20 protein-coding genes are annotated in these 22,783 nt (G+C 50.0%); 13 read left to right on the top strand and 7 right to left on the bottom strand.

Going from position 1 to position 22,783, the window contains the following annotated elements; all coding sequences use genetic code 11:
• Positions 1 to 439: 439 nt before the first annotated feature.
• A complete protein-coding gene (locus KTE_RS22130; protein WP_007909757.1) occupies positions 440 to 742 on the top strand; it encodes a putative quinol monooxygenase in 303 nt (100 codons plus the stop codon).
• Positions 743 to 904: 162 nt separating this feature from the next.
• Here KTE_RS22130 and KTE_RS22125 read toward each other — a convergent pair whose 3' ends face one another.
• The gene (locus tag KTE_RS22125) at positions 905 to 1,714 is read right to left on the bottom strand and encodes a carbohydrate ABC transporter permease (protein ID WP_201368786.1); all 810 of its coding nucleotides are present in this window, start codon (positions 1,712 to 1,714) and stop codon (positions 905 to 907) included.
• Positions 1,711 to 2,643: a carbohydrate ABC transporter permease gene (locus tag KTE_RS22120; RefSeq protein ID WP_201384723.1), complete on the bottom strand. Its 933-nt coding sequence runs from the start codon at positions 2,641 to 2,643 to the stop codon at positions 1,711 to 1,713. The genes KTE_RS22125 and KTE_RS22120 overlap by 4 nt, the downstream gene beginning before the upstream one ends.
• Before the next feature lie 34 nt (positions 2,644 to 2,677).
• On the opposite strand from KTE_RS22120, the gene KTE_RS22115 reads away from it, so the two are divergent.
• The gene (locus tag KTE_RS22115) at positions 2,678 to 2,845 is read left to right on the top strand and encodes a hypothetical protein (RefSeq protein WP_201384721.1); all 168 of its coding nucleotides are present in this window, start codon (positions 2,678 to 2,680) and stop codon (positions 2,843 to 2,845) included.
• A 44-nt stretch (positions 2,846 to 2,889) separates the two neighbouring features.
• Here KTE_RS22115 and KTE_RS22110 read toward each other — a convergent pair whose 3' ends face one another.
• A complete protein-coding gene (locus KTE_RS22110) occupies positions 2,890 to 4,371 on the bottom strand; it encodes an ABC transporter substrate-binding protein (RefSeq protein ID WP_201384719.1) in 1,482 nt (493 codons plus the stop codon).
• Between the two features lie 212 nt (positions 4,372 to 4,583).
• Here KTE_RS22110 and KTE_RS22105 point away from each other — a divergent pair, with 212 nt between their 5' ends.
• Together KTE_RS22105 and KTE_RS22100 are read left to right on the top strand one after the other, a co-directional pair.
• Positions 4,584 to 6,332, top strand: coding sequence for a sensor histidine kinase (locus KTE_RS22105; RefSeq protein ID WP_201384711.1), 1,749 nt, complete (start codon positions 4,584 to 4,586; stop codon positions 6,330 to 6,332).
• The gene (locus KTE_RS22100) at positions 6,329 to 7,852 is read left to right on the top strand and encodes a response regulator (RefSeq protein WP_201384709.1); all 1,524 of its coding nucleotides are present in this window, start codon (positions 6,329 to 6,331) and stop codon (positions 7,850 to 7,852) included. The genes KTE_RS22105 and KTE_RS22100 overlap by 4 nt, the downstream gene beginning before the upstream one ends.
• Positions 7,853 to 7,858: 6 nt before the next feature.
• On the opposite strand, the gene KTE_RS22095 is transcribed toward KTE_RS22100, so the two are convergent.
• Together KTE_RS22095 and KTE_RS48925 are read right to left on the bottom strand one after the other, a co-directional pair.
• Positions 7,859 to 8,389: a YceI family protein gene (locus tag KTE_RS22095; protein WP_201384707.1), complete on the bottom strand. Its 531-nt coding sequence runs from the start codon at positions 8,387 to 8,389 to the stop codon at positions 7,859 to 7,861.
• A 115-nt stretch (positions 8,390 to 8,504) separates the two neighbouring features.
• Positions 8,505 to 8,633 carry a hypothetical protein gene (locus KTE_RS48925; protein WP_255552922.1) on the bottom strand — a complete coding sequence of 43 codons (129 nt, stop codon included), beginning with the start codon at positions 8,631 to 8,633 and terminating at the stop codon, positions 8,505 to 8,507.
• Between the two features lie 151 nt (positions 8,634 to 8,784).
• Here KTE_RS48925 and KTE_RS22090 point away from each other — a divergent pair, with 151 nt between their 5' ends.
• Complete coding sequence (locus KTE_RS22090) at positions 8,785 to 10,521, top strand: AAA family ATPase (RefSeq protein WP_201384705.1); 1,737 nt, start codon at positions 8,785 to 8,787, stop codon at positions 10,519 to 10,521.
• Between the two features lie 121 nt (positions 10,522 to 10,642).
• Here KTE_RS22090 and KTE_RS22085 read toward each other — a convergent pair whose 3' ends face one another.
• The gene (locus KTE_RS22085; protein WP_201384703.1) at positions 10,643 to 11,752 is read right to left on the bottom strand and encodes a hypothetical protein; all 1,110 of its coding nucleotides are present in this window, start codon (positions 11,750 to 11,752) and stop codon (positions 10,643 to 10,645) included.
• A 57-nt stretch (positions 11,753 to 11,809) separates the two neighbouring features.
• On the bottom strand, positions 11,810 to 12,277 hold the full coding sequence (locus tag KTE_RS22080; RefSeq protein WP_201384701.1) for an SRPBCC family protein: 468 nt from the start codon (positions 12,275 to 12,277) through the stop codon (positions 11,810 to 11,812).
• A gap of 331 nt (positions 12,278 to 12,608) precedes the next feature.
• Here KTE_RS22080 and KTE_RS22075 point away from each other — a divergent pair, with 331 nt between their 5' ends.
• The 8 genes from KTE_RS22075 (at position 12,609) to KTE_RS22040 (ending at position 22,778) form a co-directional block, all read left to right on the top strand.
• On the top strand, positions 12,609 to 13,631 hold the full coding sequence (locus tag KTE_RS22075; protein WP_201384699.1) for a LacI family DNA-binding transcriptional regulator: 1,023 nt from the start codon (positions 12,609 to 12,611) through the stop codon (positions 13,629 to 13,631).
• Between the two features lie 511 nt (positions 13,632 to 14,142).
• Complete coding sequence (locus tag KTE_RS22070) at positions 14,143 to 15,339, top strand: ABC transporter substrate-binding protein (protein WP_236600681.1); 1,197 nt, start codon at positions 14,143 to 14,145, stop codon at positions 15,337 to 15,339.
• A 90-nt stretch (positions 15,340 to 15,429) separates the two neighbouring features.
• Entirely contained in the window at positions 15,430 to 16,581 is a 1,152-nt protein-coding gene (locus tag KTE_RS22065; RefSeq protein ID WP_201384695.1) for an ABC transporter ATP-binding protein, read from the top strand.
• Between the two features lie 4 nt (positions 16,582 to 16,585).
• A complete protein-coding gene (locus KTE_RS22060; protein WP_201384693.1) occupies positions 16,586 to 17,506 on the top strand; it encodes an ABC transporter permease in 921 nt (306 codons plus the stop codon).
• A 3-nt stretch (positions 17,507 to 17,509) separates the two neighbouring features.
• Complete coding sequence (locus KTE_RS22055; protein ID WP_201384691.1) at positions 17,510 to 18,415, top strand: ABC transporter permease; 906 nt, start codon at positions 17,510 to 17,512, stop codon at positions 18,413 to 18,415.
• Positions 18,416 to 18,510: 95 nt separating this feature from the next.
• Entirely contained in the window at positions 18,511 to 19,932 is a 1,422-nt protein-coding gene (gene uxaC / locus KTE_RS22050) for a glucuronate isomerase (RefSeq protein WP_201384689.1), read from the top strand.
• A gap of 2 nt (positions 19,933 to 19,934) precedes the next feature.
• Positions 19,935 to 21,374, top strand: coding sequence for a tagaturonate epimerase family protein (locus KTE_RS22045; RefSeq protein ID WP_201384687.1), 1,440 nt, complete (start codon positions 19,935 to 19,937; stop codon positions 21,372 to 21,374).
• Between the two features lie 237 nt (positions 21,375 to 21,611).
• On the top strand, positions 21,612 to 22,778 hold the full coding sequence (locus tag KTE_RS22040; protein WP_201384685.1) for a S9 family peptidase: 1,167 nt from the start codon (positions 21,612 to 21,614) through the stop codon (positions 22,776 to 22,778).
• Positions 22,779 to 22,783 lie beyond the last annotated feature (5 nt).

Here is a 22,783-nt window from a genome sequence, read left to right as displayed (position 1 = left end):
TGATCTCCTTATCCATGGATTTGCGCTCAATCGAACCAAATCTCTCAATGCTCGACTTCTGCAAATGAATTAGTTGCACCCTCGCCAAGGACATCACGCAGCACATCTGGCGTGTGAGAAGCGTCAGGTTCGATGTTCATCATACCTCTCTCCTGCTGTTGGAACTGGGAGAGACCCGATCCACAAACAGGCGGGACGATCTCTTGCCAATCCAGGTGTAGTTTTACACTTGGTACAACACATTTCCCCTAGTATACTCTTCCCTGTGAGCAGAAAATGGCCCAATGCGCGTGACTGCCTGGAAGAGGCTCTCTCCAAGAGGACCAGCAGAAGCTTCACCTACCAATGAGCGAGAGCTGTTCTTGCGAGAAAGACAAGCTCACGTTCATGTGGGATTTCAGACACCTAGTGCAAATGCAAGAGAAAAAGGAGATATAACATGGTGACTGTAGGGTTTCTCATTCGATATGAGGCAAAGCCCGGAAAAGAGGCGGATGTCGAGCGCGCCCTCAAAGAAGCGTTGGCAGCAATCCAGGAGGAGCCAGCAACGACCGCCTGGTTCGCGATCCGCCTGGGACCCTCGACGTTCGGCGTCTTCGATGCCTTCCCCGACGAAGAAGGAAGGCTCGCACACTTCAATGCCCGTGCGGCGCAGTTGCAGGCGAGAGCTTCCGAACAGTTTGTCGAAGGGTCACTGGTCATGGAGAAGGTTGATATCCTGGCAGCCAAGCTTCCTGGATAGAGACTCTAAAGATCGTTATGTGCCGAAGGAAACATCTGTGGTTGGGAACCTCGCCAGGACCGGCGTGTCGGTCCTGGCGAGGTTCCCGTCGTTTTCCACAAGGAGGATATCTCACCAATATGTCCGTTTCCGCTCTTAGGATAGAAATTGTGGCTATAGCGGCTATTTCAGCACACCATCCGTCAACCCCCTGATGAAATACCGTTGCAAGAATAGGAAGAGGAATACCGCTGGCAACATACTTATCAGGCAACCCGCAGCCGCCCAGTTGACATTATTATGGTACTGAGAGAAGAAAGCCGCCAGGGCCACAGGAAAGGTTTGTACCTCTGGTTTCTGAAGGAAAAATACAGAGAACTGGTAATCGTTCCAGATGGCAAGCCCAGCCAGAATAATCACCGTTGCCGTCACAGGCTTTAAGAGGGGGAGCAGCACGTGAAAGAAAACGGTAAAGCTATTGCACCCATCAATAAGCGCGGCCTCATCTAATTCCCGCGGTATCGTGCGCAGGAAACCGGTATAGAGGAATATAGTGAGCGGCAAGAAGAACGTGACCTGAACAAGGATAATTGCCCAGTAGGTATCGATTCCGTTGATATCCACCAGGAGCTTGTACAGGCTCACCAGGATGGTGAGGCCGGGGACAATCATAGACGCAATGCAGAGCGTATAGACGAAGTTATTCCAGCGGCTTGGGAAGCGTGCCAGTGGATAGGCAGCCGCGGCGCCAATAAGTACGACCAGGATCACCGATACAACTGTAATGAGAGAGGTATTGAGTAGCGCTTGATCCAGGTGCGCACTTTGCCAGGCATTGACAAAATTGTCGAAGAACCAGTAAGTGGGGGTTATCCACTTCGAACTGGTATCATTCGGCGACTTAAAGGCAATATTGACTAGAATAAAAAAGGGAATACTATGTATCAGGCCAATAAAGACCGTAAGCGCCCCCAGAGAGATCTTTTTCGTCATAGCTGCACTTCCTTTCCTCTGAGAGAGCGTAATGAGAAGATGCTGATAATGCTGATGAGAAGAAACATCACGATCCCCATTGTTGCTGCGTACCCAGCATCCTGGCGCGCAAAGTAGAGATTGTACATCATGGTTGAGAGAGACTGCGAAGCATAGCCTGGTCCACCTTGGGTCAAGGCAACAATGATGTCAAATAGTTTTAAGCCACCTATAATGTTGTAAACAATGCTAATAGTTACCGAAGGCATGAGAAGAGGTAGCGTCACATCTTTGAAACGACCAAATGAGGAAGCTCCATCGAGCGCGGCAGCTTCTAAATACTCCTTGGGGATAGCTTGTAGCCCAGCGAGGTAAATCAGCATGGCAATCCCAACGTATTGATAGGAATTGACAAAAGTGATGATCCAAACAGCGAGCGTGCCATTACTCAACCAGTCGCGTGGAGGATTGCCAAATATTTTCAGAATGTCATTGACAGCACCACCGTCATATTGGAAGAAAAAGTAGCCAATGTACCCCATAATCAGTGGGCTAATGATAATTGGAAGGTATATGATGGTGCGGACAATTCCCTGTCCGCGCACTTTGCGGTCTAAAAACAGTGCATAAGCCAGGCCAAAAATATTTTGTAGCAGGGTGCTACCCAGCCCATAAATCAGGGTATTCACAATCGTATGGAGAATGTCTGCATCAGTCAGTATGCGACGAAATTGCAACCAACCTACCCACTGCATCTCATCAGAATAGCCATCCCAGTTGGTAAAGGAGAGACGAATGCCCTGTAAAAAGGGATAGAAAATAAATACCGCTAACAGGATGAGCGCGGGCACATACATGAGGTTAACCAACCAGGTCTTTCGTTTTTTCCCCTTGTGAGCTTGTGTTAATAATCGCGGTTTTGCCAGTCGCAGTTGAGCCTGAAAACGCACTGTTAACTCCTCACTACTAGAAGCCGTGTGATACATGCGTCATCCCAAATTGTTGTCCGCGAGCTTTCCTATCTGGAAAGCTCTCTGCGCGCCCCTCCCTCCCAAGGATCAGGATGCCGGTGGTGAAGTTGCAAGCCCAACCACCAGCATCCTGATCCCTGGAGCGCCAGAGACGCGCGAGGAGCACAGCAAGCCAACGTAGATGTGAATATTTGGAGGTGAGCATGTTTGGCTTCAGAATCTCAACTAATGAGACCCTTTAAGCCGGTCATACTCTTGTTTCAAATTCGCGGAATATTGGCTGGGCGTGATTGCCCCCGCCAGCATATTCTGTGCATTCTTACAGAGCGGGTCCCACATCCCATTCGGCAAGTAGACGCGATCAAAGTATGGATACACAGGCGTCGAACTGTATTTTTGATAGTATTGAGTCATTTCACCAAGATCCACCTGAATGCCTTGCAGTCCTGCCGGTGCCTCGCCAGTTTTCGCGAGATACTTGATATTCTCAGGCTGTGCCATGAAGTCCAGTAACTGCTTGGCTTCTTGCAGGTGAGGAGAGTCTTTCCATATCCCTAGAGTTGTTCTTTCACCACCGGCAAAACTTGGTTGATCTCCCGCAACCATGGCGGGAATAGGCATCAGTCCAAGATGGACATTGGGGTTCACCTTCTTTGCCTCATCAACAATGTACGAGCCATAGAAGCCAAAGGCCGCTTTTCCCTGCGCCAGAGCTTGTGCCGAATCACTGTACTTCGCGGTCAGCACATCTTTATTCAAACACCCCTTTTTCTGCAGATCCAGAAAATCCTGTGCGAGCGGCGTATAATGCGACCAATCGAAGGTGCCATTGAGTAGATCTGTTGTGTAGTTCTTCTGTGGGCTGATAAGGAGTGACGTTGAAAAATAGTCGAAGTAGTTTCCTAATGGCCATGAATCCGCACCGCCGATATGCATTGGCGTCACCTGCCCGTGACTCTTCTCATTGATCGTCTGACAGGCTGTGACAAGTTCATCATAGGTCTCAGGGATGGCAATCCCGTATTGCTTTAAAACGTCGGAGTTAAACATTAGGCCCGATTTGTCCTCATCGATTGGTAGGACATAGACCTTTCCGCTGGAATCAGTAATGTTATCCTTGATGGTTGGGCTCAAATGGCTAGCCCATGGCCTATCGCGCAGATCAGCCAGGAAGTTCCCATAGCGAATCTTTGCCCATCCATGCGTCGAAAATATGTCTGGTAGATGCTTTGAGGCCATCTTCACCTTCATAATATTTTCATAGTCCGCCCCTGGCGCGGTCACGTCAACTTTAATAGTAGGGTGCAGTTGGGTAAATTTTTGCGTAAGCGTTTCAATTGCCTGCGCTTCAGCATCTGTTACGTTTGTCTCCAGCGTCAGCGTAACAGTGCCTCCATTAGAGCCACCGCCACCTGAACCACAAGCACTCAATAAACAGAGCAGAAGACAAAAACCTGCCATCATGGCTTGTAATGTGCGACGCCGCATAAATGCCTCTCCTGTTCTTTCCCTGGAGAGTAAGCTCAACGAGCCTGGACAGCCCATATAAACCACTGCACCTGGCTCCAGGAAATACTGGATACGCCAGCAGATGTACTCTCCAGAAAAATGTACAATAACGTTGAAGTGCCTTAAGAGCTTTGTATAATAGCCACCTCTATTACTGGCCGCTTGCTTCTTGACAACAGATAAACGATCAGCTACCATTCACTTCAGGACCTGATAAAAGATTAATCTGTATTATTGTGTTTGTGTATGCTGTAAAACTACGATATGCGCGCTCATTTCTCTTCATTGGGGTAACTACTTCAGATATATTCTTGCTCACGGCATTCCTACCCACACGTCCATACCTGAAGAGTCATGTAGTGGCGAGAAGTCCTGTGAATTGGCTGAACATCGTTTGCAAGGAAGAGGCGATGAAGTTCACAAAATCATTGCGGATGAAGCTGTCAGTCTTGTATCTGTTGACGACTGTTATACCCCTGGTCGTTATTGTTTTTGCGATGCCCAGCTATACCGAGGGGGTCATCACCCAAGATACGCAAACCTTGACTACCGCTACATTGACAGCAGTATCGCGCAACATTGATACCTACCTCGATGACTTAGACCGCCTGACCCTGACCCCTTATCTCAATAGCGAGGTGATGTATGCGCTTAAACTCAAGGCGAGCAACGAGTATGCACACGCGACACCTTACCAGCAGCTCATCGCGGACCAGGCCCTATATAGCACCCTTCCTAATTACCTGCGCATTACCAGAAAAGACATCTTAAATACCATTATTTTGCCACTTGATGGTTCTGTTTTTGTGGCGTCCAAATATCCCTCCTCCAGTCCCGTTCCCAGGTATCCATTTACAAAACAGGAGTGGTATCGAAAAGCCATCCAAGCCGACGGAGACATTGTCTTTGTGAATCCACATTCGCAGGATTATCTGCTAACGTCCACCGCGACGCAGGTTTTTTCCGTCGCGCGGCTGATCAAGGACCCCGATTCCGGGCTTCCCCTGGCTGTTATAATGGCGGACGCTGACACAGTGGTATTACATGATATTGTCAACGGCATCAAACTGAATGTCAGTTCGATCATCGCCATATTTGGTACAAACGGAAAACTTCTTTACTCCAGTCAGCCACTCTCTACGAATGTGGAAAACGCAATAGCCCGCAGAGATCCAGGTGCCCAGGGTGCCACTGATAATTACATCCCAGTTATCCAGTCTACGGCCTCAGCGCAGTGGAAAGTCGTGATATTACTCTCACAAGCAGAAATAATCGCGAAATTGCGCTGGCTGTATATCACAGGGATTGGCTTTGCCATCGGCGCGGTCTGCATTACCCTTCTTGTATTTTTCTTTCTCTCGCGCTGGATTATCACGCCTTTTCAACATATGATTATTGCCATGATGCAGGTGCAAGAAGGAAATCTGCACACGCGCTTTGTCACTGATGGAGAAGATGAAATCGCGCAGCTAGGGAATGCCTTTAACACGATGGTTGCGCGCTTGAATACACTCATTGAACGCGAATACGTCGCGACATTAAATCAACGCAATGCCGAATATCATGCGCTCCAGGCGCAAATACAACCGCACTTTCTTTACAATACCCTCAATGGCTTTATTGGCCTCAACCGTTTAGGTGAGAGAAAAACGCTGGAGAGCGCCATTATCGCACTCAGTGGCCTGCTGCGCTATGTGCTCAATAGTGATGAGCAAGTCATGCTCAAGGAAGAGTTTCTGTTCGTAAAGCGTTACTGTGAGCTTCAGGCACTTCGCTTTCAGGGTAGATTGACCTATCACCTGCAATGTGAAGATGGGCTAGCAGACTTTATACTCCCCAAGGTTCTTTTACAACCCCTGGTCGAGAATGCCATGATTCATGGTATCGAACCCTCGGACCGTCCATGTCACCTGAATGTCTGTGCGACCTCGTTGTTAGATGAAGAGACCGGGCAACCCATGATACACATCCTGATTGAAGATGATGGAGTAGGTTTCTCTACGGCTGCACAGCGTGAACGGTGTGGACTTGGCCTGAACAATGTACGCGAGCGCCTGAAAATGGCTTTTGCGGCAGCCTCTCTAACGATCAACAGCCAAGTGGGTCAAGGAACACGCGTAGCTATTAAAATTCCCAGAGGCGAGGCGGTAAGGACATGAATATTCTCATTGCTGACGATGAACACCTGGCACGGATGAGCTTAAAAAGCATATTACAAGAAGCAGGTCTTCCCCTAGAAGCTATGAAAGAAGCTATCAATGGCGAAGAGCTGGTCGATCTGGCTCGTCTCCACAAGCCCCTTCTTGCGTTCGTAGATATTAGAATGCCCAGGCTGAATGGTTTGGAGGCTATCAAACAGGCCAAACTTCTCTCACCGCAGACGCGCTGGTTTATCCTCACAGGCTTTTCGGAGTTCCAGCATGCCCATGACGCGTTACGTATAGGGGTCTCCGACTATCTCCTTAAACCAATTGATCCGGCAGAGATACACACAATCATAACAAAGGTCACAAGAGAACAGAGACAGCACCTGCTCGATCGCAATAAACAATTCGCTATGGATCTCACGGCTATCTATCATGGTGTTAGTCCTCTATCGCAGGAAGAACAGGATGACCTCCTGCAACATGCATGCTTCATTGGCACCATATTTTGTATTGACACGACCTTATCAGCGATAGAGAAGGCCAGGCGCCAGGATTCTCTGCTCCAGACCGTGCAGTCTATCATTGACGAAATGGTGACTCCTGAGTTCAAAATGACGGTCTTTGTGCTCTCTAATGGTGAAATAGCCTTAATTGGCACTTGGGGATCAGAAGATGCCGATCAGGGGATGCAGCATTGCCTGAACTGCCTGTACCAGATTGAGCAAACTGTATATCGTCCTCCAGATACCGGTTTTGACGTGACGCTGCTACAAACAAGTGTTTGTCCATCCTACAAAGATTTGTTCTATCAGTTCAACTGGCTACAACAATTTTCTAACTTGCGAGTGATTTACGGGATTGGCAAGAAAATCCAGCAACGCGACCTCTTACCCTATGCAGATACTCCACGTTTTCTCGCTATAAGTAAGCTGGTTAATACCTTGACCGATTACTACAGGCAAAGCATGTATGTAAACTACATGAGCACGCTTGACCGCTTCATGAAAGCGTGTGCAGAAGAGCGTGCCATTGACTACGGCGTAAAGAAAAGTGTTGCGGAGTTCCTCAGTCAGATGCTTCCCTGCCAGATTTCCCCTCAACAAGACCTTGCCGACTGGTATCAGATCTTGAAGGACTGTGGAGAACATCTCTTACATACTCAATCTCACAAGGAAGCTGTTGGCCTGGTTGAGTGGGTCATAGCGACTATTGAGCAGGAATATCATGCCAACATTAGCATCGCTCAGATCGCTGTAAAGTTAGGAGTATCACCAAACTATTTGAGCACCCTCTTTCATAAGAAAACAGGAATGACCTTTGTAAGGTATGTAACAAAAGTTCGCATGTTCAAAGCGAAAGAACTGCTTAACAATCCTTCTTTGCAAGTCCAACAGGTTGCCGAACAGGTAGGCTACTACAGTGTGCGACACTTCACCAAAGTATTCACCGAGTTCTTTGGCTATTATCCGTCAGCCCAACGTAAAAAGCGAGACAAAAATACCACACCTGCCCAAGTGGAACAGCAACCTTAGTTGTTTTCATGAAGGCTTCTTGACGGCTTCTATGCAGAGCTCAATGCGCGTGTCGTAGCCGACAAGAGAGATGCCCATGTCCAAGACCTGGTTGAAGTGCATACCAAACATGCGCCGGTCGATGGTAGCAACTGAGAGGAGGCCAAGTCGCCAGCCATCGCTAAAAGGATCGCGTGCGTAACCATTGAAATCAGTTTGAAAGCTGACAGTACGCGTAATGCCATGTAGGATGAGATTACCAACGATAACACAGCTTTTGGACGTAGTGCGCCTGACCCGTGTGCTCTCAAAGGTAATTGTAGGATATTGTTCGACGTCAAAGAAATCAGCAGAGCGCAGGTGTATATCTCTCTGCTCAGTACCCGTTGAGAGGCTGGCCGTGTTGACCGATGCCTTGACCCAAGAATTTTCTGGTTCCTGGGTATCCAGATAAATACTTCCCTGTACCTCGTTAAATCGTCCTTTGACAACATTAATCATCAGGTGTTTCACGGAAAATTCAACGAGCGTGTGATAAGGATCAATGTCCCAGTACATAGAGATACTCCTACAAAGATGGCCAAACTCCACAAAATATAGATATGTGCGTGAGAGAGGAGATATCGCACCTCTTCTTCTTACTTTGTCTCTTTACCCTGGATATGTCACATGTTTAGCAATTATGTCGCTTTAAAAGCGGTGCCGTTTGATGATAGCCCACACCTACCGCCGCGAACACCAGGTAATCGGTCGCGATATTCAAATATTTGCGACCGGAATCCATCTTTCTCAGCTTACTCATTTAATTTTTCGTGTTGCCACTCATTGTTGCCACTCATTATAGAATAGAAGCGTGAAGACATTGTGAATACTCGCAAAGCACTGGTGATAGTTTTGTAATGTTCATAGGATATTCTTGTGAAGATAATTCTTTCCTGAAGCAGAGGAGCGTTATGTCTCATTCAGAACAAGATATGCAGCAAGAAAATCTTTTTCTGTCCATGCTGCGTGCTCTACGAGAGGAAAAGGACTTTTCCTGTGATGGGACGCAGGAGATCAGTGAGAAGCAGACCCATCTCTCAGTGGTGTTGCTCACGCCGCAGTACGTGTACAAGATAAAAAAGCCGCGAGACTTTGGCTTCTGTAACTACACGACACCTTCACGCCGCCGCTACTTCTGCCTGCAAGAGGTCCTGTTAAATGCGTCGCTGGCCCCGAATGTTTATCTTGGAGTGGCCCCTATTCTTCGATGCTCAGGAGAACACTTCCGCATAGGCCCAGTCATCGCGAGCGATGAGTTGCCTGAAGCTGGGACACACTATCAAGAGGGGATCGTCATTGACTACGCGGTCGTGATGCGGCGCTTGCCCGAAGATGCGACACTCGCCTCCCTCATTCAGGCGGGTCAGGTCACCCCTGAAATGATGCGCGAGGTCGCGCAGACGATTGCACATTTTCATATGGCAACCCCTACGAATGCCTCTATCATCACCTTTGGTGACGCGCAGACAATACAGCAGAACTGGGAAGAAAATTTTCGCCAGATCCAACCCTATATCGGTCGTGTGTTAGAACGAGAAGCCTATGACGCACTGCGCCGCTACGTCGCTCAGTTCTTGCAGGCGCATGGCCCACTCTTCACGCGGCGTCTGTTACAAGGACGCATCCGTGATTGTCACGGGGATCTGCGTTTGCAGCATGTCTATGTATTGCTCACTACCAACCATTCCCCCACTCGACATATCCTCCTGCTTGATCGCATAGAGTTCAACGAGCGATTTCGCTACGGAGATGTCGCCAGTGAAGTCGCGTTTTTGGTGATGGAGCTGGAGATGGCACAGCACCATGACCTCGCAATGAACTTCCTCCAGGTCTATATCGCGGAGACCGGGGATACCGATCTCTACACACTTCTCCCTTTTTATATCTGTTACCGAGCTTGCGTACGCGGCAAGGTGACCGCATTCCTCCTCGATGATCCCGAGATCGAAACTAATCAGAGCAGGCAAGCTATTCAGGAGGCCTCTGACCTCTTCGCCTTCGCCGTTCGCACCACAAACAGCGACACGCACCACCCGCTGCTACTCTGCATAGGCGGGCTCATGGGTAGCGGGAAGAGCACACTTGCCCAAGCATTGCAACAGCATCTCTCCTTTCCCTTGTTCTCCTCGGATGTCATCCGTAAACAACTCACGCAGCAGTCGCCCGCTATGCATCAGGCGGAACATTATGGCAAAGGAACCTATACCCCCTCCTGGAACAGGAAAACGTATGCTGCTCTCGCGCAACGCGCGCTACTATATCTGGAGCAGGGGCAATCGGTGATCCTTGATGCCAGCTTTTCACGTCGAGAGGAACGACAGGTATTGGCGCGTGCAGCGATGCCATTGGGAGCCAGGATCGTTTTTATCGAGTGTGTCTGCCCGCCAGAGGTCGCACTGGCGCGGCTCCATGGTCGCTGGCAAAGCCATTTCGATGGGACCAACCATGAAGCGTCCCCTGAAGCTGTTCAGGCCTCAGATGGTCGTCCAGATTTGTACGCCGTACAAGCAGCACACTGGGAGCCCTTTGAGTCTGCATTGGAACCATGGGTTACACATATCCTTCTCACAACGACCTCTCCTCTTGTGGAAACAGTACAGCAACTTCTGACAAAGCTACCGCTAGAGTGTACCTCGCGCTACGCTTAGTTGGGGAATGCTGGGCGACAATGCTATTTGAACCAGTGCAACAACGAAATTGGATACATATGTATGCGTACATATGTATCCAATAATCGGAGCAGGATGTCATTCCCTTTCCTTCCCTAGCTCAAAACCGACCATCCTGCGCTGGCGAACGGGGTGACAGCATAGGAGCATGCTTTCCCTGGAGCATGTAGTAGAGGTGCCAGGAAATCTCATCAATAACGGGTACCTGGGTCATGAAGAGCTGAGGATCAAGCCCATTGACCATACTCTGGCCAGTGTTGATACGCTGTAGCATTGTTAAAAGCAATTTAGCAGCATAAGCTGTCTGCTCATTTGTAGCGCCGCCTTGCTTGAGACGATAGAACTGCCTCAACTGGTTGTTGATGAACATCCCTTGCTGATGTAGTGGATGGTCCGAAGATAAAATGATGAGCCCTTCCTGGCCATTTGCCAATAAACGCAAAGCATTGATGACCTCCTGCACAAACTCTTCCACCCGTGCTTTGCGTTCAGTCTCAGCCATACTAAAGCGCTGCTCAATAGTTCGCAATTCCTCTGCCCGATCAGCGCGTCGCACTGCTTGATCCATGCCACGTACCCAGAGAAAGGCGATAACGGCTGTCATAATCTGAATCGCTACCGGACGCCCAGCGATAACAGCCATGCTGTATTGAGATAGAGCCTGGTGAAGATCAGTGGACCAGGGCTGCAACATCAGATCGCCATAAATAAGGACAACATTCACACCCGCAATGATAAACGCTGCACCGCGTGGGAGAATAGAAGCACCAAGAATGACAGAGATAACCAGAACATCGTACGCGGGCAAATAAACCAGGTGGATTTTGCCATCCGTTGAACCTAGAACAACACCGATGACTGCCAAACACGATAGTATCACTAGAATAGTTCCCGCTACAGTGACCAGGCCCCCACGATTGCATAGTATCGCGACCAGCACACCTGCAAGAGCAAAGAGGACGGCAAAAGCTGAGGCTCTGTCCGTAAAGGTAGCGGGAATGAAGGCCACAAGAGTGACAAGCATACCCAACAAAATCCAGGAAGTCAGGCGACTGCGGCGAACGTTCTCACGTTGCTCAATTGTTTCCTGGGGTAAATCCCAACCAGTACTTGTCATCCGCAACCACCAGTTTGTTCGAGGTACTGGTGGCGCAGGGGTTTCACGCAATGGCATACTTGTCCGAGTCTCGGTATTGGTAGGGTGCGTCATAAGCTAGCCTCCTTTCACTGCCATGACTAAAGGGAATACGCGACAAAACTCTATTTTCTACTTGCTGGGAATAGGTGAACCCTCCAGTAGTGCTTTGAGCTTCGCGAACATCTCTTTATGCGATGCTAAACCTTGCTTATAAACCGTTTTGATAAGCAAGCTCGGTGCCGTAATTTCAACACGCTCTTGTATTCGCGTGCCATTTCCCTCAGGGAGACAGATAGTAACATTGTGCAAATAGATGCCTGGAGATTGGTGCGCATCGTAGACGATCTCGCCTCGAGCATTGATGCTCATCTCTACGCTATAGGTAAAGGTGGTCATAAAGGGACCCTGCTTCATACGATCACGAATCTTATAATGATCAATACGCGAACCATCAGCCGCCTTCGTTGTTTTCTCATATGCGATATTAACAATAAGCGGGTGAATCTGGGTATGGTTACTCAGTGTAGAGAGGAAACTCTTCACCTTTTCAGGTGGCACCTCAATAAAAGTGTCGAGTTCGAATGAGTCCTGCGCCATAAAACACATCCTTTCGCTGCCAAAAAGATAAATAAAGCATTTTTTGCGTTTCTAGTGAGGTGGATGCTTTCCATCTATGAGTGCAATGCCTCTATATGGCTCACATATAAAATATAAACGCTAAACGAACTATAGCAGCACCATAGAAGGCAGTCAATATACATATTGAAGGTCCTAATGAACAAACGATTCAGGCCGGTATGCAAAGGTCATTGATCACGTCAAAAATTGTTTTGATCTTCATTGGCGAAATCATCATCTCATGCCAGGTTGACAAAAGCAGAAATTCATATTATCATTTTCATGAAAAACGATAGGTACAACATAATATATGACCACAACAAAACTCATCGATGTAGCGCGCACTGCTGGTGTCTCTCCAACGACAGTCTCGCGCGTATTGAATAATACGGGACCGGTCAACGAAGGCACGCGCGCGCGCGTGTTAGCGGTCGTTGCCGAATTAGGCTATAAGCCAACCGGTGGCGTACGGCCACAACCTAGAAAAGAGCAGCGCACTATCGCCCTGGTTATTAGCGATATTCTTAATCCTTTTTTTCCTGAAATTGTACGCGGGGTCGAAGATGAGGCAGGCACGAATGGATTGACCATGCTCCTTTGTAACACGTCAGAAGACCCGCAAAGAGAGGCTCAGGCACTCACGACACTCATTGAACGCCAGGTAGATGGAATTATTGTCTGTGCTTCGCGTATTGAGAGTAGCGCCCTGGTTACGCTCTATGAGCAGAGCAAGATCCCCCTCGTGATCATTAATAAAAATCTTAATCATCCCGAAATTCCTTGCATCCTCATCGATTTTGAAAACGCAGCGTATCGCTCGACACAACATCTACTCAGGCTCAATCATACACGCATAGCGTATCTAGCAGGCAACAGTCTCGCCAGCCCTTCTTTAGCCAGAAGGCGAGGTATCGAAATGGCACTTCGCGAGAGGAATCGGACATTGCAGCTTGAATGGTGCCCCACCAGTTTTCCTAACGTTGAAGGAGGATTTCAGGCGATGAGCTCACTCCTCTCGCGCCCTCGTGCTGAGCAACCTACCGCTGTGATAGCTTACAACGATATTATGGCATTAGGCGCTCTCCATGCTATTCGCACATACGGACTACGTGTCCCCGACGACATTTCGGTCGTTGGTTGCGACGGTATCGCGATGGCGGCTCACTCCAACCCACCTCTCACCACTATCGACCAGCCAAAGTATCGTATGGGGCAACTAGCCATGCAGATGCTTCGACTGCTCATTGAAGGGCGGAATGCACCGAGCAGCGGCTACACACTCATGGAAAGCCCCTTGATCGTACGGGAGTCTACCGCCCCTTGTGTGCCTTAAGCCAACAACTAGCTCCAACTCCATACACCATTTCTCTCTGGGATCTTCGCCCTCTTCAATTTCATGAAAATATTACATTCATTTTCACCTTCCATTGAGTAAGACCCGGGAGCGCAAACAACACATTTGCGCTAAAACTGAGGAAGAATCTGCATTTACGAGCTCATAATTAGGGAGATTTGTTCTTTTTTTTCTGACACTGGTATGCGCAGGCTTTACAAGGCCAAAGGTGAAATCACTGAAAGTGCGCCTTGACAGAAGGGGTAATCATATGCTACCTTCTGAAAAGTAGTGAAATATTTTCATCTTTTTCTGGTAGCTAGCTGGCATTAACAAGGAAGGTGTGTCGCAAGAAAGATCAGTACTTCCCCGGCAGGTATATTTACACACTACCGCATGACAGAGGAGTTATATCGGGTAGTGCGATCAAGCGCACTTATGGCAATTCGCGTCAAACTACGGTGACTTGTCGTCAGAATAGTACTTATCAAGGAAGAGGTACACAGTGCAAATGGTGAAGAACCCGCTAAGGTCGCCAGTTCTCCGTATCGTATTTCTAGGCATGGCCTTTCTGCTTGCTGGATGCAGCGGAACTGGAGGATCGCCCAATACCAACCACCCCATCATATTACAGGTAGTCGATGCCGGAGGATATACCGCGCAAGTAAAACCCATGCTCGACGCCTACCAGAAGGCTCATCCTGACAAGGTATCAAAGGTCGTCTATCCTGCACGCATTCAAGCCCCCCAACTTCCTGGCAAGCTCAAGGCCGAAGAAAATGCCGGTAACATCCAGGATACACTTATCATTACTGGCTATGATGCTGTCGCGAGCACTATTCAACAGGGGCTAGTCGAACAACTGACACCGGCTCATAACGACAAATTCCCTAATCTCGACGCAAACTATCTGCCTGCGGCAAAGGCTTATAACGACCTGGCTCAGGGTTACGGCCTGGTTTTTACCTACACACCAAGCGGCCCCGTCTTCGAGTATAATCCAGCTAAGGTGTCCAATCCCCCCACAACCATTGAAGAGCTACAAGCCTGGATTAAAGCCCACCCACACCAGTTCCTCTATGCGCGTCCCTCAAACTCTGGACCTGGACGAACAATGTTGATGGGCCTGCCCTATCTGTTAGGTGACAAAGACCCCAAGGACCCAATACATGGCTGGGACAAAACATGGTCATTCCTGAAAGATGCAGGCTCCGCTATCGATGCGTATCCAACACGAACCGGAGACACAATGAAAGCCCTTAGCACTGGTGAAGCCTCAATCATCGCCAGTACCCTGGGATGGGATATTAATCCTCGCTTCCTCCAACAGGTCCCCGCGGGAGACAAAACTTTTGTCCTTAAGGACACGACCTTTGTGGCCGATGCGGCCTTTATGATGATGCCCAAGGGGCTGGATCAGGCACGCCAGAATGTCATGCTGGACGTGATGGCCTGGATGCTTCGACCAGATCAGCAGGCATATAACTACGATTCTGGATACTTCTATCCCGGCCCAGCAGTAAAGAACGTGCCAATCTCTCTGGCACCAGCTAGCAGCCAACAAGTCATGCAACAGTACGGTCGCCCAGAATACGACACGCTCATTAAAAACATCAAAATCGAGCTGCCATTGAAAACTGACCAGCTCGTAGCGGCTTTCCAAAAGTGGGATAGCGATATTGGTAGTGGCAAATACCAAACTTCTTAAGGCTTTAAGCGAAGATCGTGGTGCAGGAGGAGAATTTCCTCCTGCATCTTGCTAGAACCGAATACACCACCAAACCAGGACACAAGAAGCATGAAGAAAATAGAGAAGCTCGTGATCAAGGGCATGACGCGCCGCTTTGGTGATGCGACAGCCTTACACGACTTTACCCTCGAAATAGCTGGCGGTCAGTTTATTACCCTGCTGGGTCCTAGCGGCTGCGGCAAGTCCACAGCACTCAATTGCCTCGCTGGACTCCTTGAATTGACTGAAGGCGAGATCCTACTCAATGGTGCACCTGTCCAACACTTACCGGCGGAAAAGCGCGGCTTTGGCATGGTTTTTCAGAACTATGCCTTGTTTCCGCACCTTACCGCACAACGAAACATCAGCTATGGACTGGAAATTCGCCGTGTTCCCCGAGCTGAGCGAGAACAACGTGTCCGTAAAGCCCTGAATATGGTCCATTTGCAGGATTTCGGGAAACGCTATCCGGCCCAGATGAGCGGTGGTCAGCAGCAACGATTAGCGATTGCGCGTACGATTGTTCTGGAACCTTCTCTCCTCCTTTTAGACGAGCCGCTCTCCAACCTGGATGCTAACCTGCGCAACGAGATGCGTATCGAAATTAAGCGCTTACATACTGAGCTTGGTCTGACAACCGTCTACGTGACGCACGATCAATCCGAAGCCATGTCGCTCTCAGACAAAGTCGTCGTCATGCGCCAGGGTCGCATCGAACAGATTGGGACGCCACAAGAAATTTACAATCGCCCTCAGAGCCTCTTTGTAGCCAGATTTATGGGGTATCTCAATCAGTTCCCTGGCACAGTTATAGGAAGAGATGGCGAGTACTGGCTCATTCAGACGGCATCCGGTGTGCAATTTACCGCCAGTAGTACAGCGGCAGAGAGTACCAACTGGCAAACGGGGCAGCGTGTACTGGCATGCATACGTCCCGACGAAACACTGGCTGATCCGTTGCCCGCCGAGAACCACGTCCAGGGCCATGTGCGACTGGTGGAATATGTGGGGCGAGCATATGAGATTCTGGTACAACTTGCGGACGAGAGAGGCACACAATTGCTGGTGCACAGTGCCCACGCGCCAGCAATTGGCACTCCGCTTACATTTGGCGTGCAACCCGACAGGCTTTTGCTCTTCCCTGACGACGAAATGACAACAGGTCACACCAGCGCGGAGCAGGATCTAGTAGATGTCGCGGCGATGAGAGTCGAGAGATAATGCGATGGCAGATATACCTCATTCCTCCATACGGCGCAAGATAAACAGGCGCGGACTTCCTTTCAAGGTCAATAGCAGCGCGGTGTTGCTCTCGCTACCAGCGATCATGCTGGTACTTGTGCTGTTTTTCTATCCTTTGCTCTTCGGTCTTGATATCAGCTTACGTTCAAGCGAGCAGGCACCGTCCTGGAGCCTGACAAACTATTTCCAGTTTTTTAGCAATTCCGACCTGGTTGCCACCATCTGGACAACCTTTCGTGTCGCCTTGCCTGTGACCCTCTTTAGCGTGCTGGTCAGCATTCCCCTCGCCTATTACATGCGTCGAGGAATTAAGTTTGAACGCCTGCTCACCGCAATTTTGATTCTGCCCATCACGCTCGGAAACGTTATGGTGGCCCAGGCGATGCTGGACTATTTCTCGCCTACCGGTTGGTTCAATCGCGTGCTCCTCTCGTTACACCTCATACAGCAACCCATGCACCTATTGCATCACTGGCTCGCGGTCGAGATCGCGCTCTTTATCCAGGGCTTTCCCTTCACCTTTTTGTTGATCCTGGGCTATATGTCAGCGATCAGCCCGGATCTGGAAAGGGCCAGCCGGATGCTAGGAGCGAGGCCGTGGCAAACTTTCTGGCGCGTTGTACTTCCCCTCTCATTACCGGGTATCGCGGTCGCGTTTTGTCTCAATTTTGTTGCCAATTTTAGTGTTTTCCCTTCAGCGAACCTGGTTGGAGAACCATCGCATGAGACGCGCGTGCTAGCCATCGCCGCCTATGAAACGGCCTTTACCAATTACAACATCCCGCTTGGCACGGCGATATCGTTGATCATGGGCGTTATTGAATTGCTGGTGATTGCACTGGTCCTGTGGCTGCAACGCAAAACGGCACGTGGCGCGACCATCAGTGGCGGCAAGGGGGTATAGGCAATGAACATTGAGGTTTCCCAGAATACGGTCACCAGTACCACGAACAACGTGCCAACTCGTTCGTCAGAGGGGCCACGGCGTCAGAGGCGCAGGGGGCGTTTCTGGAGTACGCTCGCCTTTTACACTGCGATCGGCTTCTTTATTCTTAACATCCTGGCCATGGTCTGCACGGTTGTGCTCGACTCGCTGGGCAAGCAGTGGTTCGCGACCTGGTTCCCAGAAGGACTATTTACCACACAATGGTACGCCTTCGCATTTAGTGACCATGACATCGTGCAACTCCTCTCGAACACGCTCATTGTCGCGATTGGCGCAACCTTTATTTCCATGCTTGTAGGCTTCCCCGCCGCCTACGTGCTGGCGCGTCAACAGTTTCGCTTCAAGGGAGCGCTGATGGGCTTTTATCTGCTACCAATGCTTGTACCGCCACTCGCGTACGGTATTCCGCTTGCGACAGTTTTGCTACGCTACATTGGTGGCGAATTACCAGGCGTCATTCTCATCAACGTTGTGCCCACGCTGCCCTTCGTTATACTCATTCTCGTTCCTTTCATCGAACAGGTGGATATCTCGCTGGAATCAGCCAGCCATATGCTCGGCGCGAATCGCTTACAAACGTTCTGGCGAATCGTGCTCCCCCTGGTGATGCCAGGTTTGCTCACCGCGGGCATACTGGCGGTTGTGCGCGTTATCGCGATGTTCGAGCTGACCTACCTGGTTGCCAACGCCGATGCCGGAACTCTCGTCGTCACCCTGTACGGAGATGCCTTTGCTTCGGGTATGCGGCCAGAGCAAGCAATCAACGCCATGGCTGTCGTCTATATGCTCACCACCATGGCGCTGCTGATCATAGCGCTCTGTTTCGTCAAGCCGACACAATTCGTTGTGCGCTTGAAAGGGAAGTAACACGCCATGTCATCCTGCCAAATTATGCGCAGCGTTTACGCTACAGCGCTTTATTCCTCGATATGTTCATTGTTGGTTCATAGATAGGAGATCCAATGACTCAGTCATTAGAAGACCGCTTCTTTTCATCGGATCCTGCTCAACGCCAGATTGCTCGCAGTCTGTATAAACGCGTAAAAGACCTTCCTCTTGTCTGCGTCCACGGACATGTTAATCCAGCGATGCTTTGCGCATCCAACTACGACTGGGGGACGCCCGTTGATCTCTTGATTATTCCCGACCACTATATTTTCCGCATGCTCTATTCCCAAGGTATCATGTTAGAGGACCTGGGCATCCCCTCCAAAGAGAAAGGGAGCCATCTCGCGACGCCAGATCATCGTAAGATATGGCAGATCGTCTGCGACCACTGGTACCTGTTCCGAGGGACACCATCGAGTCTCTGGTTGCGTGATGAATTGCGCGATATCTTTGGTATCGAGGAGAAGATAAACTCCGCCAACGCGCAGAAGATTTACGACGCCCTTGAAGAGAAACTACACAGCCCTGAGTTTCAGCCGCGCCAGATGTTTGAACGCTTTCACATTGAGGTACTCGCCACGACCGATGCCGCTACCGACACACTTCACTATCATGAAAGCATTCGCCAATCGGGCTGGCACGGGCGCGTCATTCCAACCTTTCGTCCTGACATGGTTGTGAATATCGACGCGGAACACTTTGCAGAGAATATTCAACGCTTGAGTCAGGTATCCAACATCGATGTAACCAGTTATCACTCGTATATCGCAGCGCTGAAACAGCGGCGTCGCTTCTTTAAAGAGATGGGAGCCACCGCCACCGATCATGCCGCCATGACCGCGTACACCGAGCATCTCAGCGAACGTGAGGCTGAGATTATTTTTCAACGAGCATTGAAGGGTCAGGTCAGTACAGAGGATGCGCGCCGCTTTACAGGTCATATGTTGCTTGAAATGGCGCGCATGAGCGTTGAAGATGGCCTCGTCATGCAATTGCATATTGGAAGCTATCGTGACCACAATCCTGCGATTTACGAGCGCTTCGGACGTGACATGGGCGCTGATATCCCTGTCGCCAGCGAATTTACACGCAACTTGAAACCCTTGCTTGACCGCTTTGGGCGGGAAGATGACCTGACCATCGTTGTATTTAACCTCGATGAGACAACCTATAGCCGAGAACTCGCGCCACTGGCGGGCCACTATCCCGCCCTGCGCCTTGGTCCCCCCTGGTGGTTCTTTGATAGCTTGAACGGTATACGCCGCTTCTTCGATAATGTCGTGGAGACTGCCGGGATATACAACACCACTGGCTTCAACGACGATACGCGCGCCTATCCCTCCATTCCTGCGCGCCATGATTTATGGCGGCGTGCCAGCGCCGACTGGCTGGCTGGAATGGTGCTACGTGGCATCATTGATGAAGAGGATGCCCATGAGATGGTTGTGGATATGGCCTATCGCCTGGCAAAACAGGCCTATAAACTGGAGTCATAAGAATGCTTCATAATCTCAATCTACCGATCATTGATACATCAGTCGTTACCCTCGATAACACAACATATGCTCTGATCACGACAGCCATACCAGGCGAGAAGCTGCTCGTCGTGCAGGGCCATACCAATGGCTTTGTTGGGGAACTGCGACACAGCGACCAGGTTATGCTATGCGCCCGAACCCCTGAAAACGCGCGTGTTCTACGCGCACGTCTTCCATGGCTACAACCAAGCGTACTAGGCCTGCAAACATCAGCAGGCTTTGGTGATCGCCTGGGCATCGCCACCCCCGGACATGTGCAAAGCGTACGCGGCACAGGCGTGGCTCCCATCTTCGCGCAACAATCAGTACGCGAAAATACACGTACGGGTCGTACACCACAACAGGTACTCGATGACGCCATGTGGGGAGCGTTTGAAGCGGGCTGGCGCGAACCCTGGGGAGCGGATGCCGACCACTTGAAAGCTCTGGCTGATATTGAACCCTTCATCGCCGCCGGTTATACATTCTATACTATTGACCCCGGCGATTATGTTGACGATGATGCCGAAGAAGATAACACTGCAACCCTACGTCAGAAAGCCTCTGCTCTTCCCTGGAGCGATCTACGAAGCTCGCTCAATGAAACGCAACAGCGGTATCACCGACAATTCGATATTGAAGATCTTCCTCTAGCGTTTGATGAACATACCTTGCTCAAAGCGGTTGTCAAATATGGTGCTGCCGTGGCTCACATGGCGCGCATGACACGGAGGATTCAAGAACTCGCTGGTCAGCGTCCCTTTGAAATGGAGATCTCGGTTGATGAGACCAGGACCACAACCGCATTGCTTGAACATTTCTACATTGTATCCGAGTTGAAGAGGCTCAGTGTTCCTTTCGTCAGTCTGGCACCGCGCTTTGTGGGACGCTTCGAGAAAGGGGTGGACTACATTGGTGATCTCGCGGAACTGGAACAAAATATCGCTGGACACGCCAGCATTATGCGCTACTTTCACAATGACTATAAGCTCAGCTTGCATACGGGCTCGGACAAATTCGAGGTCTATCCCATCACGATGCGCCATACCCAGGGCCTTGTACATCTTAAGACCGCAGGAACAAGCTATCTTGAAGCCCTGCGCCTCATCGCTTCCATCGACAGTTCGTTCTTCAGGGAGATCGTCGAATTCGCCTGTAGCCGCTATGATACCGACCGCAAAACGTATCATGTCTCGGCCACGCTAGCGAAGCTCCCACTCATCGCGTCCTTAACTAAGGATCAACTACCAGATCTCTTAAACCAGTTTGATGCACGCCAGGTCTTACATGTCACCTTCGGATCAGTCCTAGATACCTTTGGCTCCAGGCTGCATCACCTCCTGAATGAACACCAGGCGGACTACCATGTGTATATCAAGAGGCACTTCGATAAACACCTGGAAGCCTTTCGAAGCCGTTGATCTCATAAGGAATGTCTTTTGAAATAAAGAAGGCACTAGGAAGAGCACTATATCATGAGCTTTTCCTGGTGCCTTTTAAATGGGTCTAATGACCCATGTTTGGCGTGACCAAGAGACATATACTGAGGTGACAATGGTCGTTGTTGATATGGTAAAAGCACCATAAGAAAAATATTCTCGTGGCCCAATATATCACAGTGGCTCAATATATTACATTAGAATAGCAAGGAAGTTTTCATGAGCACTTTCATCAGCAATACGCCTGTTCGGGTTGTAGCCCCCAGGAAATCTCGCCTTCTGAGTCCGCAAAGGATCTTAGTGACCTTGCTCTCGCTGATTCTTCTATGCGCAATCGCGTGCGGAGGCATTGGCTATTACTTCTCCAATGTACTTTTAGTACCTACGCACGATATATCCTATAATTTAGAGGCAACCAATGTGAGCACGCAAGTGGTGACCCTGCCACACACCCAGGACACCGAGCAGCCAGGTACATTTGGCATCACCTGGGCCAACGGAGCAGCCATCGTGGGCAAGGTTACCGACGAAAACCAGGACACCGTGACGCGCCAGTTACTCCAGACAACCGCCCCTCTGGCATCACACACTATGGTTTCCTGGAATAGAGAGGTATATCTAAACGGATTGAAGGATACACTGGAGCTACATATCAGCACCGTTCAAGTCTCGACGTCTTTAGGAGAGATGCCCGCCTGGTATGTGCCTGGTAAGCTGGATACCTGGGGCATCCTGGTTCATGGGCGAGGCGATACGCTCGATAGCAGCCTGCGCTTCATGCAACCGCTGGCGAAACTTGGCATACCCATGCTTGCCATCTCGTACAGAAATGATATGAATGCCCCAGCTAGCCCGGATGGCTACTATCACCTGGGTGATACTGAGTGGCAGGATCTGGAAGCTGGCGTCAAGTATGCTCTGGCTCATGGCGCCCACCACCTCGTGCTATATGGCTGGTCGATGGGTGGCGCGATCGTTGAAGCGTTCCAGCATCGCTCACAATATGCGAGCAACGTTCAGGCACTCGTGCTCGATGCCCCATTACTCGATTGGCGCTCCACGCTGAGCTTTCAGGCTGCCAGTCGCTACTTGCCAGATGTGGTTGCCAGCACCGCCGAGTTCTTCGCCACTCAACGCGCCAAAATCAATTTCGACGCGCTCAACCAGCTCAATCAGCCGCAGGGCAAGACCCCCATTCTGCTCTTCCATGGCACAAATGATACCACCACGCCCGTCTCGGTAAGCGATACCTTCGCGCAAGCACATACCGATATTGTCACCTATAATCGCGTCAATGGCGCGGACCATGTCCAATCATGGAATCTCGATCCTCAGTGGTATAACACACAAGTGGAATCGTATCTGACGCGCGTCCTGCACCTGTAATCCTT

Source organism: Ktedonobacter sp. SOSP1-85 (assembly GCF_016587415.1).
Taxonomy (GTDB): Bacteria; Chloroflexota; Ktedonobacteria; order Ktedonobacterales; family Ktedonobacteraceae; genus Ktedonobacter.
The sequence above is the reverse complement of the archived record's forward strand: the minus strand, read 5'-3'. Positions and strand labels throughout refer to the sequence as shown.